Origin of the sequence: Paracoccus marcusii (assembly GCF_028621715.1) — a bacterium.
GTDB lineage: Bacteria > Pseudomonadota > Alphaproteobacteria > Rhodobacterales > Rhodobacteraceae > Paracoccus > Paracoccus marcusii.
On sequence record NZ_CP117466.1, the window covers coordinates 167,245 to 181,205 of the forward strand.

Consider the following 13,961-nt stretch of genomic DNA (forward strand, 5'->3'; position numbering starts at 1 on the left):
GCCGAAAGGACGCGTCATGCCCCGCGAAAGCCCGATCCTTGACACCCTGCTGCGGGTCATGCGGACCCTGCGGCGCAGCTATGATCGCAGGGCGCGGGACGTGGGTCTGACCCTGTCGCGGGCGCGCGCGCTGACGACGCTGGCGCATCACGACGGCATCACCCAGACCGAACTGGCCGCCGAACTGGCGATCGAGGCGCCGACCCTGAAACGCCAGATCGACGCCCTGGTCGCCGGCGGTTTCGTCGAACGGCGTCCTCTGGATGGCGACGGCCGCAAGAACGGGCTGGTCGTGACCGAACGCGGTCGCGACAGCGCCATCGTCGAATTCACGCACCGCCTGCGCGGCGAAGTGCTAGAGGGAATCGATCCGCAGGACCTGGACCGCGCGGCCCAGGTGCTGGACCGGATCGCCCGCAACATCGAACGGATGGACCGGACATGAGCGCCCCTGCCGCACCCCCGCCGCCGCATCCGCCGCTGCCCGGATTGCAGGCCGTGGCCTATATGCTGGCCGCCACCGTGATCGGCCTGTCGCAGGGCCTGCAGCAGGGCTTCGTGTCCACCAGCCTGCCCCAGCTTGCGGGCGATCTGGGCATCACCACGACCAGCGCGGCCTGGCTGCTGGCGGTCTACATGATCCCGCGCGCGGCGCTGCCGGTGCTGCTGATCAAGATCCGCACCCAGTACGGGCTGCGGCGGTTCGCGGAGCTGGGGATCATCCTCTATGCGCTGGTGGCGCTGGCGTCGCTGTGGGCGGTCGATTTCCGCTCGGCGCTGGTGCTGCAGTTCCTGGCGGGTGCCGCCGCGGCGCCCCTGTCGACGCTGGCCTTCCTCTACATGCTGGAACCCCTGTCCCCGCAGGCCAAGATGACCTTGGGCCTGCCCTTGGCGATGACGGTGCTGATGACCGGACCGACGCTGGCCCGCGTCGTGGGGCCGTACCTGATCGGCGACGGCGGCATGACGGCGGTCCACGTGACGGGCCTGGGCATGGCGCTGGTGTCGCTGATGCTGGTCTTTTGCCTGCCCCTGCGCCCCATCCCCCGCCAGAAGGTGATCGAGCCGCTGGACTTTGCCAGCTTCGTGCTGATCGGCGCAGGCTTCGGCGGGCTGATCGTGGCCTTTGTCATGGGGCCGATCTACAACTGGACGGATGTCGCGTGGATCGGCTGGCTGCTGGCCGGCGCGGCGCTGTCGCTGACCCTGGCGGTGGTCGTGGAGCTGAACCGCACCGACCCCCTGCTGGACATCCGCTGGCTGGCCAGCCCGGCCATCCTGCACCTGACCGGCACGCTGTTCCTGTTCCGGCTGATCCTGTCGGAACAGTCGGCGGGCGCGCCGCGCATGTTCCAGGTGCTGGGTGTCGCGCCCCAGCAGATGACCGTGCTGTTCGCCGTGATCGCCCTGGCCAGCCTGATGGGCGCGCTGGCCTGCATCGCCTGGATGCGGCCCACCCGCGTGGCCCAGTTCCACCTGGCCGCCCTGCTGCTGATCGCCGCCGGAGCCTGGCTGGACAGCGGTGCCGGCGTGCTGACCCGGCCCGCGCAGATGGTGGTCAGCCAGGCGCTGATCGGCTTTGCCGCGATGCTGTTCATGCCGCCCGCGATGATGGCGGGCCTGCTGTCGGCCCTGGCCAAGGGGCCGCAATATATCCTGTCCTTCGTCATCGTCTTCATCTCGACTCAAAGCCTGGGCGGCGTGCTGGGGTCGGGCCTGTTCAACACCTTCACCACCCGGCGCGAGGCGCTGCACCTGCAGGACCTGTCGGTCCAGCTGACCGCCACCGATCCGGCCACGGTCGCGACCCTGGCGGGCCGGGCCGCGATGCTGGCCGCCCAGATCCCCGATGCCGCCGCGCGCCGCGCGCAGGCGGCGACCGATCTGGGCCAGCAGGTCGCGGCCCAGGCCTGGGTCAGCGCCTATGCCGATGCCTATGCGCTGACCGCGCTGGCCGCCCTGCTGGCGGCGGCCGTGCTGCTGCTTCACCTTTTGCGCGACGTGATGGCCCGCCGGGCCGCCGTCCAGAACACCGGAACCACGCCATGAAGAAAGAGAACCTTGTCCCGACTGTCATTGCCCTGATCCTGGGCCTGGCGGGCACGCTGCTGCTGCTGTTCGCATGGGGCCTGCCGCCCTTCTCGACCGCTGCCCCCCAGACCGAGAACGCCTATCTGCGCGCCGAGGTCACGATGATCGCCCCGCAGCTGTCGGGCTATGTCACCGCGGTCGAGGTCGAGGACTATCAGACCGTCGCGAAGGGCGACGTGATCGCCCGCATCGACGACCGCATCCCCCGCCAGAAGCTGGCCCAGGCCGAGGCCCTGCTGCAGGGCGCCCAGGCCGCGCTGAAGGTCGCCGAACAGGACGTCGTGTCGGCCGAGGCCGTGGCCCGCGCCGAACAGGCGGGCGTCGAGGCCGCCGACGGCGCGCTGGAGAATGCCCGATCGCAGGCCGACCGCGCGGGGCAGCTGCTGGACCGGGGCGTGACGTCGCAGTCGTCGTCCGACCAGGTCCGCCTGGCCCTGCAGCAGGCCCAGGCCGCCCGTATCCAGGCCGGCGCCCGCCTGGACGTCCAGACCGAGGCGATCCGTTCGGCCAATGTCGCGCTGGACGCCCGCCGCGCCGACATCGCCAGCGCCGAGGCCGCCGTCCAGCTGGCCCGGATCGAGGTCGACAACACCGTCATCCATGCCCCCGCCGACGGCAGCCTGGGCCAGATCGCCGTCCATGTCGGCCAGTACGTGACCCCCGGCACCGCGCTGGTCCCCCATGTCGGCACCGACTTGTGGGTCATCGCCAACTTTCGTGAAACCGCGATGCGTGGCCTGGCGCCGGGTTCGTCGGTCAGCTTTACCGTGGACGCGCTGCAGGACCGCCGGTTCACCGGTCAGGTCGAATCGCTGTCGCCCGCGACCGCATCGGAATTCAGCCTGATGGCGGGCACCGCAAGCGCCGGCAACTTCACCAAGATCGCCCAGCGCCTGCCGGTGCGCATCACCATCGATCCCGACCAGGACCGCGCCGCCCTGCGCCCCGGCATGTCTGTCGTGGTCCGCGCCGGGTCCTGACCCGCCGACGGCCCGGCACAGACCGGGCCGCACAGGGGGGCAGCCGGCCCGGGGGCGCGGCAGGGACGCAGTCGGCGCGCACGCGCAGCCGGGCCGGGACGCAACCGGAGTGCCTCCGGGCCGGGATGATGCAGCGGCGCGGACCCGACCACTCACGGCGCCGGGCCGGTTTTTCCGCCACCACGGGTTGAAGCCCGCCACGGGCGGCACTATGGCCCATGCCGAAACGTCAGGGCGCAGGAAAGCTGTGCCAGAGGAGGCATCGGTGAAATCATTGGCATCACTTTCGCGGTTCGTCGGCAATACTTTTGCGGCCTGGGTCGTCCTGTTCGCGGTCCTGGGCTTTCTGCTGCCCGACCTGTTCCGCCAGCTGACACCCTGGATCGTCACCCTGCTGGGGATCATCATGTTCGGGATGGGGCTGACCATCTCGGGGCGCGACTTTGCCGAGGTACTGCGCCGTCCGGTCAATGTCGGCGTGGGCGTTGCGTCGCAGTTCCTGATCATGCCCCTGCTGGCGGTGGCACTGACGATGATCATCCCGATGTCCCCCGAGGTCGCGGCGGGCGTGATCCTGGTCGGCTGCTGCCCCGGCGGCACGTCGTCGAACGTGATGACCTATCTGGCCAAGGGCGACGTGGCGCTGTCGGTCGCCTGCACCAGCGTGACCACGCTGATGGCGCCGATCATGACACCCTTCCTGATGCTGATGCTGGCAAGCGAATACCTGCCCGTGGATGCCTGGGCGATGTTCCAGTCGATCGTCAAGGTCGTGCTGTTCCCGCTGGCCCTGGGCTTTGCGGCGCAAAAGCTGCTGCCGGCCTTCGTGCGCGCGGCGGTGCCCGCCCTGCCCTTGGTCAGCGTGACGGGCATCGTGCTGATCGTGGCCGCCGTCGTGGGCGCCTCCAAGGGCGCGATCGTCCAGTCGGGAATGATGATCTTTGCCGTCGTCGTGCTGCACAACATGCTGGGCTATCTGATCGGGTTCATCGCGGCGCGGCTGGCCGGGCTGGACCTGGCCGCGCGCAAGGCCATCGCGATCGAGACCGGCATGCAGAATTCGGGCCTGGCCGCGGCACTGGCCACCGCCTATTTCTCGCCGCTGACGGCGGTGCCGGCGGCGATCTTCAGCGTGTGGCACAACATCTCGGGCGCGCTGGTGGCCAACATCCTGTCGCGGATGAAGGCCCGCTAGATCCGCCTCAGCGCCCCGTGATGCCCTCGATCTGCGGCAGCACGCGGGGCTGGGTCACCAGTTCCGGGCGGCGGCGTTCATAGAAGGCGTTGCCGCCCGCCGTCACGACGTAATGCATGTTGTTGTAGGACGCGCGATAGCTGGCCGCGTGAAAGAACTGGGCGTTCTGGATCATCGGATGGCGTTCGCCGCGCAGCACGGACACGGCCGCCTCGCGCAGGCGCGGGGCCGACGCGCGGTCCATCCGCTTGGTCAGGACGCCGGGCGCGAACTGGTTCTTCTGCCCCACCACGCCGCAGACCGACCGCGGATAGTTCCCCGACTGGACGCGGTTCATCACCACGCTGCCCACCGCGATCATCCCGTCCCGGCTGGACCGGTTCGATTCGAAATACATGGCGCGTTCCATGCATTCCAGCTCGCTCTGACGCTTGAAACCGCCGCAGGCGGCCAACGACGACAGCACCGCCAGCAGCGCGGCGCCGCGCAGCATCCCCTTCGAAAAACCCATGCCTGTCCCTGCCCCTGCAGCCTTGTTGTTTTGCAAGGCTTAGCAGCAGGCGGGCCGCGCGGACAACTGCCAGATCGCATTTGAACTATGTCACATCCTTGTTGACAGAAGTCACCCGCGCCGCTTAGCGTGCAAATGTCAGAGGGAGACTGACATATGTATCGGCACGCCCGGTGGGCGTCCGGCATGGGGGGACGACATGACCACGCCGCTGTTGGAGGCCTCGGGCTTTCGCAAATCTTTCGACGGCGTTCCCGCGCTGAAGCTGGGCCAGTTCCGGCTGGAGCCGGGATCGGTGCACGCGCTGTGCGGCGGCAACGGCGCGGGCAAGTCGACCTTCCTCAAGATCCTGATGGGCATCCATCACCGCGATGCGGGCACCCTGCTGCGCAACGGCCAGCCGGTGGTGTTCGACAACCCGTCCCAGGCCCTGGCGCACGGCATCTCGATCATCGAGCAGGAGCTGAGCCCCGTCCCGGCCATGACCGTGGCCGAGAACATCTATCTGGGCCGAGAACCGGTGGGGATGTTCGGGCGCATCGCGTTCCGCGAGATGAACAGCCGCGCCCAGGCGCTGCTGGACGGGTTCCAGTTCGGCATCCGCGCGGACAGCCTGATGATGGACCTGACCGTGGCCCAGACCCAGCTGGTCGAGATCGCCAAGGCGCTGAGCTATGATGCCGAGGTCATCATCATGGACGAGCCGACCTCTGCCTTGGGCGAGGCCGAGGCCGACCAGCTGTTCGCCGCCATCGACACGCTGAAGGCGCGCGGCAAGGGGGTGATCTATGTCAGCCACCGCCTGTCCGAGATCTTCGGCGTCTGCGACAGCTATACCGTGTTCCGCGACGGCAGCTTCGTCGAGACGGGCAGCCTGGCCGACATCGACAAGGACCACCTGATCCAGCTGGTCGTGGGCCGCCCCCTGACCGAGGAGTTCGTCAAGGAGAACACCCCGCAGGCGGGCCGCCTGCTGTCGGTCGCGGGTCTTGCCGCCGATCGCGGCGTCCGGGACGTCAGCTTCGATCTGCACGAGGGCGAGATCCTGGCGCTGTACGGCCTGATGGGGTCTGGCCGGACCGAGATCTTCGACCGCCTGTTCGGCCTGTCGGCCGAGACCGCCGGCACCGTGACCATCGACGGGCGCCCCGCCCGCATCACCACCCCGCGCGAGGCGATCGAGGCCGGGCTGGCCTATGTGACCGAGGACCGCAAGCGGTCTGGCCTGGTCCTGACCGGCGACGTGCGCGAGAACCTGTGCCTGGCCACGCTGGACCGCATGTCCGCGGGCCCGGTGATGAACGCCCGCGCCGAGGGTCGTGCCGCCACCCGGATGATCGACATGCTGAACATCCGCACCGCGTCGGACCGGCTGAACGTGGCGCATCTGTCGGGCGGCAACCAGCAGAAGGTCGTGCTGGGCAAGTGGTTCCTGACCGAGCCGCGCATCCTGCTGCTGGACGAACCCACGCGCGGCGTCGACGTGGGCGCGAAGCGCGAGATCTATCGCGTGATGTCCGATTTCGCCCGCGCGGGCGGGGCGGTCATCATGGTCTCGTCCGAGACGGACGAGGTGCTGGGCATGGCCGACCGCGCGGTCGTCATGCGGGACGGGCGCGTGGCGGGCGAGTTGGATCGCGCCGCGATGTCGGCCGAGAAACTGCTGCATCTGGCGGCCTGACGCGCCGGGACGGACGCCGTCGACGGATGCATGAACGGGAGAGAGACAGGGTGGAAGACCAGATCAAGACCGCAGCGCAGCCGCGCCGCATGATCCCGGCGCGGATCGGACGTGACGCGCAGCGATACGGCATCCTGATCGCGCTGGCGCTGCTGTGCATCGTGCTGTCGATCGTCAGCGAGAATTTCCTGACCTCGCGCAACATCATCAACGTGCTGCGCCAGACCTCGATCAACGGGATCCTGGCGATCGGGATGACCTTCGTCATCCTGACGCGCGGCATCGACCTGTCGGTCGGATCGGTGGTCGCGCTGGTGGGCGTGGTCTCGGCCAGCTTCGCCACGACCTCGGCGGCGGGGTTCATTCCCGGCGCGCCCTACATGCCGCTGATCCCGATCGCGGTGGGCCTGATCACCGGCACCGCGATGGGCGCGCTGTCGGGGATCGCGGTCGCGCGCTTTGCGGTCCCGGCCTTCGTCGCGACGCTTGGCATGCTGTCGGCGGCGCGCGGGCTGACGCTGATCTATTCGGGCGGGCGGCCGGTCCCGGCGCTGACCGACGGCTATCGCTGGATCGGGACGGGCGACATCGCGGGCATCCCGGTGCCGATCATCCTGTTCGGCATGGTCTTTGCGTTGTCGCATTTCGTGCTGACCCGGACCCGCTTTGGCCGCCACGTCTATGCGGTGGGCGGCAACCCCCATGCGGCCAAGGTGTCGGGCCTGCCCGTCCGCGCCATCCGGTTTTCGGTCTATGCCATATCGGGCGCGCTGGCGGGCATCGCGGGGATGATCCTGGCCGCGCGGACCGGCTCGGCCCTGCCCCAGGCGGGTGTCGCCTATGAGCTGGACGCCATCGCGGCGGTCGTGATCGGCGGCACCAGCCTGGCGGGCGGCGTGGGCCGGGTCACCGGGACCGTCATCGGCGCGCTGCTGATCGGGGTGATGAACAACGGCCTCGATCTGCTTGGGGTCGAATCCTATTACCAGCAGGTGATCAAGGGGGCGCTGATCGTGGCCGCCGTCATGCTGGACCGGTCCCGCAAGACCGAAGACTGAGATCCGGCGCGTGCCGGGACATGGTGTCACCGAGGGAGGAAACCAGATGACGACGAAGATGATGATGACGGCCAGCGCATTGGCGCTTGGCCTGGGTCTGGGCGCGGCGCAGGCGCAGGACGACCCGATCAAGATCGGCATGGCCGCCTATGGCCTGAATGCCGAGTTCATGCAGCTGTGGTCGGCGGCGGGCGAAAAGCACCCGGCGGTCGAATCCGGCATGGTCGAGCTGACCATCTTTGACGGCCGCTATGACGCGCTGGTGCAGCAGGACCAGTTCGAGACGATGATCACCCAAGGCTTCGACGCGATCGTCTTTGCGCCGATGGACGTCGAGGCCGGCGCCACCGCCGTCCAGCTGGCCGTCGATGCGGGCATCCCCGTCGTCGGATCGAACGCGCGGGTCAACAGCGACCTGCTGACCGCCTATGTCGGATCGAACGACGTCGAGGCCGGCTATCTGGAGGCCAAGGCCGTCCTGGACAAGATGGGCTGCCAGGGTGCGGTGGTCATCATCGAGGGCCCGATCGGCCAGTCCGGCGAAATCCAGCGCGGCGAGGGCAACGAGAAGGCCCTGGCCGAATGCCCCGACGTCAAGATCCTGGAACGCCAGACCGGCAACTGGTCGCGCGCCGAGGCGCAGGCCCTGATGGAGAACTGGCTGACTGCGCATGGCAACGACATCAAGGGCGTGATCGGCCAGAACGACGAGATGGCCCTGGGTGCCATCGAGGCGATCAAGGCCGCCGGCATGGACGTGGCCGATTTCGCGATCGCGGGCGTGGACGGGGTGACCGACGCGCTGAACGCGGTCAAGGCGGGCCAGATGGATTCGATCCTGCAGGACGGCGAGGCCCAGGCCCTGGGCTCGATCGACGTGGCGATCAAGGCGGTCAAGCCCGACTATGAGCCCATGTCGGCGATCTGGGAACAGTATCCCGACATGCCGTGGAACAACGGCGCGGACAAGGAATACAACGTGCCCTGGACCCCGGTGACGGCCGAGAACGTCGACGCACTGCTGGCCACGCGCCAGTAACGACCACCCCCTTCGGCGGCACGCCTGCCGGAGGGGCCACCTGACCCACGAAAGGACTGCGGATGGCCGCTTCACTTGATTTCAGCCTGGGCGGCCGGACCGCCGTGGTGACGGGTGCCGGATCGGGCATCGGCGCCGCCATCGCGCAGGCCTTTGCCGCCCAGGGCGCGCGCGTCGCGCTGCTGGACATGAACCTGGCCGCCGCGACGAATGCCGCGGCCGCCCTGCCCGACGCGCAGGCCTTTGCCTGCGACGTGACCGACGCGGCCAGCATCGGCGCGGCCGCCGATGCGGTGACGCAGGCCTTTGACGGCATCGACATTCTGGTCAATTCCGCGGGCATCGTGGACCTGGCCCCGGCCGAGGATCTGAGCGACGGCGCCTGGACGCGCACCATCGCGGTCAACCTGACCGGCAGCTTCCTGATGGCGCAGGCCGTGGGCCGCGGGATGATCGCGCGGGCCAAGGGCGGGCGCATCATCAACCTTGCCAGCCAGGCAGGCTCGGTCGCGATCGAGGGGCATGTGGCCTATTGCGCGTCAAAGTTCGGCATCGTCGGCGTGACCAAGACGCTGGCGCTGGAATGGGGCGGGCACGGGATCACCGTCAATTCCATCTCTCCGACCGTGGTGATGACCGATCTGGGCCGCAAGGCCTGGGAGGGCCCCAAGGGCGAGGCGATGAAGGCGCTGATCCCCGCCGGCCGCTTTGCCGAACCCCACGAGATCGCCGCTGCGGCGGTGTTCCTGGCATCGGACGCGGCGGCGATGATCAACGGCGCCGACCTGCTGGTCGACGGCGGATACACGGTGCGATGATGGGGGACGACATGGCGACCAAGGCGATGCAGCGTTTCGTCAACGACCCCGACGACATCGTCGACGAGACGGTGGCGGGCTTCATCAAGGCGCATCGCGATCTGGTGCGCAAGGACCCGGCCAACCCGCGCGTGGTCCTGTCGCGCTTTGCGCCCCAGGACGGCAAGGTCGGCATCGTGACCGGCGGCGGGTCGGGGCATGAACCGGCCTTCATCGGCTATGCGGGCCGCAACCTGGTCGATGCCGTGGCCGTCGGAGAGCTGTTCTCATCGCCCACCGCGAAAAGCTTTGCCGATGCGATCCGGGCCGCCGATGGCGGTGCCGGGGTCGCAGTCCTCTACGGCAACTATGCGGGCGACAACATGAACGTGCGCATGGCCGCGGGCATGGTGGCCGAGGACGGGATCGAGGTCGCGACCGTGGTGGCCAATGACGACGTCTGTTCCGCCCCTGCATCAGAACGCGCCAAGCGCCGCGGCGTGGCCGGAGAGATCTTCATGTGGAAGATCGGCGGCGCCAAGGCCGCGCTTGGCGGCACCCTGGCCGAGGTTCGGGCCGCGGCCCAGCAGGCGATCGACGCCTGCCGGTCGGTGGGCGTGGGCCTTGGCCCCTGCACCCTGCCCGCGGTCGGCCATCCGAACTTCCAGATCGCGCCCGGCACGATGGAGGTCGGCATCGGCCATCACGGCGAACCCGGCACGCGGGTCGAGGCGCTGAAGACCGCCGACCAGGTCGCCGACGACATGGTCCGGATCGTGCTGGACGATCACGCCCTGCCCGAGGGAACAGAGGTCGCGGTGCTGGTCTCGGGCCTGGGCGCGACGCCCGTGAACGAACTCTATGTGCTGTACGACCGGATCGAGGTCGGGCTGGAACGCGCGGGCCTGCGGGTGCACCGGGCCTTCGTCGGAAACTATTTCACCTCGCTGGAGATGGTGGGGGCCACGCTGACGGTCATGGCGCTGGACGACGACCTGAAGCCCCTGCTGGACATGGACTGCGCGGCGCCCGGCCTGACCGTCGCTGGCACACGGCCGGCACCGGTGGGCGCCCTGTCGGGCGGTCCGCGCCACCGCGCCGCCGCTGCGGCCGCCGACACCGCCCCCCGCGCGCCCGAGGCCGCGGGCCATCCCCGCCTGTCCGTCGCGCAATCGGGCGACATCGTGGCCGAACTGGCCGCGGTGATCGTCGCCAACAAGGCGCACCTGTCCGAGGTGGACGGCCGGATCGGCGACGGCGATCACGGGATCAACATGGCCAAGGGCTTTGGCCGCGCGGCCGAACGCCTGTCGGGCCAGCCGCTGGACGGGGCCTTCCTGGTGCTGTCGGACGTGCTGATGTCCGAGATCGGCGGATCGATGGGGCCGCTTTACGGCTTCATGTTCCGCGACATGGGCCGCACCATCCGCGACCGCGCCGCCATCGACGCGGACGGGTTCCTGACCATGCTGCAGGCGGGGCTGTCCGCCGTCACCGCCACCGGCGCCGCCAAGGTCGGCGACAAGACCCTGATCGACTGCCTGGACCCGGCCATCGCGGCCTTCGACGCGGCACGACCAGACGGGTTCGCTGCGGCCTTGCGGGCGATGGCGCGGGCGGCGCAGCAGGGGCGCGACAGCACCGTCGACATGGTCGCCAAGCTGGGCCGCGCGGCGCGGTTGGGCGAACGGTCGCGGGGGGTGCCCGATGCCGGGGCGACGTCCTGCTGCCTGATCCTGACGACGCTGGCCGACAGCGTGGAACGCCGCCTGTCGCAGCCGTGACGTGCCGTTCCGGGACCGCTTGCAACCCTGCGGCGGGCCATGCCAATGAGGTCCGACATGCAGACCTTCTCGCGCCATGATCTGACCGACCTGTTCCGCAGCCTGGCCGAGCGCATGGCCGCGGAACAATCCTATCTGGCCGAACTGGACGGAGAGATCGGCGATGCCGATCACGGCGTGGCGATGGCCGGGGGCTTTGCCGCCGCGGCGCGCGCCCTGGGCGAGGCGGGCGGGGCGGACCAGACGCTGGCGCAGGGGCTGACCTTGGCCGCGTCGTCCCTGCACAATGCGGTCGGCGCCACGACCGGCCCGCTTTATGCCAGTGCCCTGCTGCGCGCCGCCTCGGCGCTTGGCGCCGAGACGCAGGTGCCCCTGTCCCGCCTGCCCGAGGTCATCGTCGCCATGGCCGAGGGGATCGCCGCCCGCGGCCAAGGCAAGCCCGGCGACAAGACCATGGTCGATGCCTGGGCGCCCGCCGCCCATGCAGCCCGCGCGGGCCTGCAGGCGGGCCAGCCCGCGACCGAGGTGCTGGCCGCCGCGGCTCGCGCCGCAGCCGACGGCGCACAGGCGACGCGCGCGATGATGGCCAGCCGCGGCCGCGCCGCCCGCCTTGGACCGCGCAGCGTGGGCCATCTGGACCCCGGCGCGGTATCTGCCGCGGCGCTGCTGGACAGCCTCGCGCACTGGGCCCGGCGCCGTACGGAGGGGTCGCGCCCATGACCACCACCCCCCGCCAGCCCCTGCGCTTTGGCGAGGACCCGCTGCTGTGGGCGTCCTGGCTGTATTACCAGGAGGGCCTGACCCAGGGCGACATCGCAACCCAGATGGGCGTGTCCCGCGCCTCGGTGAACGCCTATCTGGCGGATGCGCGCACCCGCGGCATCGTCTCGATCGAGATCGACCCCGAACGGTTCCGCGCGCTGAGCCTGGCGCAGGCGATGCAGGACCATTTCGGCCTGACCGACTGCCTGGTGATCCCGTCCGAGGGCGGCGACAGCCCGCTGATCGACCGGCTTGGCGCGGCCGCGGCGCAGGTCCTGTCGCGTCTGGCGCGGTCGGCCGACACCATCGCGGTGACCTGGGGACGGACCGTCCTGTCGATGGCCAGCCGCGTCGACCGCGCCGGGCTGCAGGACCTGCGCGTGGTGCAGGCGACGGGCGGCACCACCGCCAAGATCCCCTGGACGCCCGAAGCCTGCGCGACGCGGCTGGCGGAATCGATGGGCGCGCGGTGCATTCCGATCTCGGCCCCGGCGATCGTGTCGTCGCCCGACATGCGCGCGCTGCTGCTGCGAGAGCCGGTGGTCGCCGAACAGATGGCTGTGCTTGCGCAGGCCAACCGGATCGTGCTGGGCATTTCCTCGCTGCGGCCGGAAAGCACCATCCACAGCAGCGGCTTTTTCGACGACGTGGCCATGCACGCCCATTACCACGCCGCGGTGGGCAGCATCGCGGGGCGGCTGATCGACGCCCAGGGCCAGCCCGTCGACGGTCCGCTGGAGGGGCGGACCATCGGCATCGACCTGGGCGGCCTGCGGTCCGTGCCCTGCCGGATCGGGGTTGCAGGCGGCATGGACAAGGTCCAGGCGATCCTGGCCGCGCTGCGCGGGAACTACATCAACGTGATGGTGACCGATGCCGACACCGCCCGCGCCATCCTGACCTCCGAAGGGCATGACGACACGCCCGCGCGGCGCCGCGACCAGACGCCCCAGCCCCTGCCCGAACGCCTGCGGGTCAAGAAGTTCATCAACCGCCCCCAGGACGCCGTGAACGAGACGGTGGCGGGCGCGCTGCTGGCGCATGAGGACATGCTGGCCCCCGTCACCGATGCGCCGCGCGCCCTGCGGGCCACGGGCGCCCCCCGGGCCGGCAAGGTCGGCCTGGTCATCGGCGGCGGGTCGGGGCACGAGCCGGGGTTCTTCGGCTATGTCGGGCGCGGGCTGGCGGATGCGGTGGCGATCGGCAACGTCTTTGCCGCACCGCCGCCCGACCCGATCCTGGCAGCGACGCTGGCCGCGGATGGCGGGGCGGGCGTGCTGCACATCTTCGGCAACTTCTCGGGCGATCTGATGAACTTCGAGATGGCGGCCGAGATGGCCGCCGCCCGCGGCGTGCCGGTGCGCACCATCGTGACTACCGACGACATCGCCTCGGCCCCCGTCGACACGCGGGCGGCGCGGCGCGGGGTGGCGGGCAATGTCTTCGTCTTCAAGGTCGCGGGGGCCGCCTGCGACCGGATGCTGCCGCTGGAGACCTGCGCGGGGCTGGCGCTGCGCGCCAACCAGCGCTGCTACACGATGGGGATCGCGCTGGAACCGGGCGCCTCGGTCGACAGCCAGAAGCCCAGCTTTCGCCTTGGCGCCGATGATATGGAGATCGGCGTGGGCGTGCATGGCGAACGCGGCATCGCCCGGGCGCCCCTGGCCAGCGCGGACGGCGCCGCCGACCTGATCGTGGACCGCATCCTGGACGAGATGCGCCCCGCCGAGGGCGACCGGGTCGCCCTGTTGGTGAATTCGCTTGGCGGCACGCCCAAGATGGAGCTGTACATCCTGAACCGCCGGCTGCGTGAACGTCTGCGCGCGCGGGGCGTGCAGGTGCATCGCACGCTGATCGGGCATTACTACACCTCGCTGGACATGGCGGGCGTGTCGATCACGGCGCTGCACCTGGACGAGGAACTGACCGCCCTGATCGACCACCCCTGCCATTCACCGGCCTGGACCCAGCCCTAGGCGGCCCGTCGCGGCCTGCAACCCAGCCATGCCTTGCCGATCGCCGCGCAAATCGCCATGTTAGCGCCTGACAGACCTGAAAGGATG

At 69.9% G+C, this 13,961-nt stretch carries 12 protein-coding genes; 11 read left to right on the top strand and 1 reads right to left on the bottom strand.

The window, feature by feature from the left end:
- The first annotated feature begins 16 nt into the window (after nt 1-16).
- From PRL19_RS00790 to PRL19_RS00805, 4 genes are all read left to right on the top strand, one after another.
- Nucleotides 17-445 carry a MarR family winged helix-turn-helix transcriptional regulator gene (locus tag PRL19_RS00790; RefSeq protein WP_045983896.1) on the top strand — a complete coding sequence of 143 codons (429 nt, stop codon included), beginning with the start codon at nt 17-19 and terminating at the stop codon, nt 443-445.
- Entirely contained in the window at nt 442-2,049 is a 1,608-nt protein-coding gene (locus PRL19_RS00795; RefSeq protein ID WP_273743600.1) for an efflux MFS transporter permease, read from the top strand. Before PRL19_RS00790 ends, PRL19_RS00795 begins: the two co-directional genes overlap by 4 nt.
- Nucleotides 2,046-3,071, top strand: a complete 1,026-nt coding sequence (locus PRL19_RS00800; protein ID WP_273743601.1) for an HlyD family secretion protein — start codon at nt 2,046-2,048, stop codon at nt 3,069-3,071. The genes PRL19_RS00795 and PRL19_RS00800 overlap by 4 nt, the downstream gene beginning before the upstream one ends.
- Nucleotides 3,072-3,336: 265 nt before the next feature.
- On the top strand, nt 3,337-4,266 hold the full coding sequence (locus tag PRL19_RS00805; RefSeq protein ID WP_273743602.1) for a bile acid:sodium symporter family protein: 930 nt from the start codon (nt 3,337-3,339) through the stop codon (nt 4,264-4,266).
- Nucleotides 4,267-4,273: 7 nt separating this feature from the next.
- Here the strand turns inward: PRL19_RS00805 and PRL19_RS00810 are convergent, their stop codons facing one another.
- Nucleotides 4,274-4,777, bottom strand: a complete 504-nt coding sequence (locus PRL19_RS00810) for a cell wall hydrolase (protein ID WP_139598400.1) — start codon at nt 4,775-4,777, stop codon at nt 4,274-4,276.
- Between the two features lie 199 nt (nt 4,778-4,976).
- Here PRL19_RS00810 and PRL19_RS00815 point away from each other — a divergent pair, with 199 nt between their 5' ends.
- The 7 genes from PRL19_RS00815 to PRL19_RS00845 all read left to right on the top strand — a co-directional run bounded on the left by PRL19_RS00815 (nt 4,977) and on the right by PRL19_RS00845 (nt 13,874).
- A complete protein-coding gene (locus tag PRL19_RS00815; RefSeq protein WP_273743603.1) occupies nt 4,977-6,458 on the top strand; it encodes a sugar ABC transporter ATP-binding protein in 1,482 nt (493 codons plus the stop codon).
- A 50-nt stretch (nt 6,459-6,508) separates the two neighbouring features.
- Nucleotides 6,509-7,516: an ABC transporter permease gene (locus PRL19_RS00820; RefSeq protein WP_337960264.1), complete on the top strand. Its 1,008-nt coding sequence runs from the start codon at nt 6,509-6,511 to the stop codon at nt 7,514-7,516.
- Between the two features lie 46 nt (nt 7,517-7,562).
- Nucleotides 7,563-8,555: a substrate-binding domain-containing protein gene (locus tag PRL19_RS00825; protein ID WP_127898990.1), complete on the top strand. Its 993-nt coding sequence runs from the start codon at nt 7,563-7,565 to the stop codon at nt 8,553-8,555.
- Between the two features lie 62 nt (nt 8,556-8,617).
- Nucleotides 8,618-9,373, top strand: coding sequence for a GolD/DthD family dehydrogenase (locus tag PRL19_RS00830; RefSeq protein WP_273743604.1), 756 nt, complete (start codon nt 8,618-8,620; stop codon nt 9,371-9,373).
- A complete protein-coding gene (gene dhaL, locus PRL19_RS00835; protein ID WP_273743605.1) occupies nt 9,370-11,136 on the top strand; it encodes a dihydroxyacetone kinase subunit DhaL in 1,767 nt (588 codons plus the stop codon). Before PRL19_RS00830 ends, dhaL (PRL19_RS00835) begins: the two co-directional genes overlap by 4 nt.
- 57 nt (nt 11,137-11,193) lie before the next feature.
- Nucleotides 11,194-11,856: a dihydroxyacetone kinase subunit DhaL gene (gene dhaL / locus PRL19_RS00840; RefSeq protein ID WP_273743606.1), complete on the top strand. Its 663-nt coding sequence runs from the start codon at nt 11,194-11,196 to the stop codon at nt 11,854-11,856.
- On the top strand, nt 11,853-13,874 hold the full coding sequence (locus PRL19_RS00845) for a bifunctional sugar-binding transcriptional regulator/dihydroxyacetone kinase subunit DhaK (protein ID WP_273743607.1): 2,022 nt from the start codon (nt 11,853-11,855) through the stop codon (nt 13,872-13,874). The genes dhaL (PRL19_RS00840) and PRL19_RS00845 overlap by 4 nt, the downstream gene beginning before the upstream one ends.
- The last annotated feature ends 87 nt before the right edge of the window (nt 13,875-13,961 follow it).

Excerpts from the sequence above, each read along its gene's own strand:
- PRL19_RS00790 (WP_045983896.1), top strand. The coding sequence starts at position 17 with ATGCCCCGCGAAAGCCCGATCCTTGACACCCTGCTGCGGGTCATGCGG.
- PRL19_RS00795 (WP_273743600.1), top strand. The coding sequence starts at position 442 with ATGAGCGCCCCTGCCGCACCCCCGCCGCCGCATCCGCCGCTGCCCGGA.
- PRL19_RS00800 (WP_273743601.1), top strand. The coding sequence starts at position 2,046 with ATGAAGAAAGAGAACCTTGTCCCGACTGTCATTGCCCTGATCCTGGGC.
- PRL19_RS00810 (WP_139598400.1), bottom strand. The coding sequence starts at position 4,777 with ATGGGTTTTTCGAAGGGGATGCTGCGCGGCGCCGCGCTGCTGGCGGTG.
- PRL19_RS00815 (WP_273743603.1), top strand. The coding sequence starts at position 4,977 with ATGACCACGCCGCTGTTGGAGGCCTCGGGCTTTCGCAAATCTTTCGAC.
- PRL19_RS00825 (WP_127898990.1), top strand. The coding sequence starts at position 7,563 with ATGACGACGAAGATGATGATGACGGCCAGCGCATTGGCGCTTGGCCTG.
- PRL19_RS00830 (WP_273743604.1), top strand. The coding sequence starts at position 8,618 with ATGGCCGCTTCACTTGATTTCAGCCTGGGCGGCCGGACCGCCGTGGTG.
- dhaL (WP_273743605.1), top strand. The coding sequence starts at position 9,370 with ATGATGGGGGACGACATGGCGACCAAGGCGATGCAGCGTTTCGTCAAC.
- dhaL (WP_273743606.1), top strand. The coding sequence starts at position 11,194 with ATGCAGACCTTCTCGCGCCATGATCTGACCGACCTGTTCCGCAGCCTG.
- PRL19_RS00845 (WP_273743607.1), top strand. The coding sequence starts at position 11,853 with ATGACCACCACCCCCCGCCAGCCCCTGCGCTTTGGCGAGGACCCGCTG.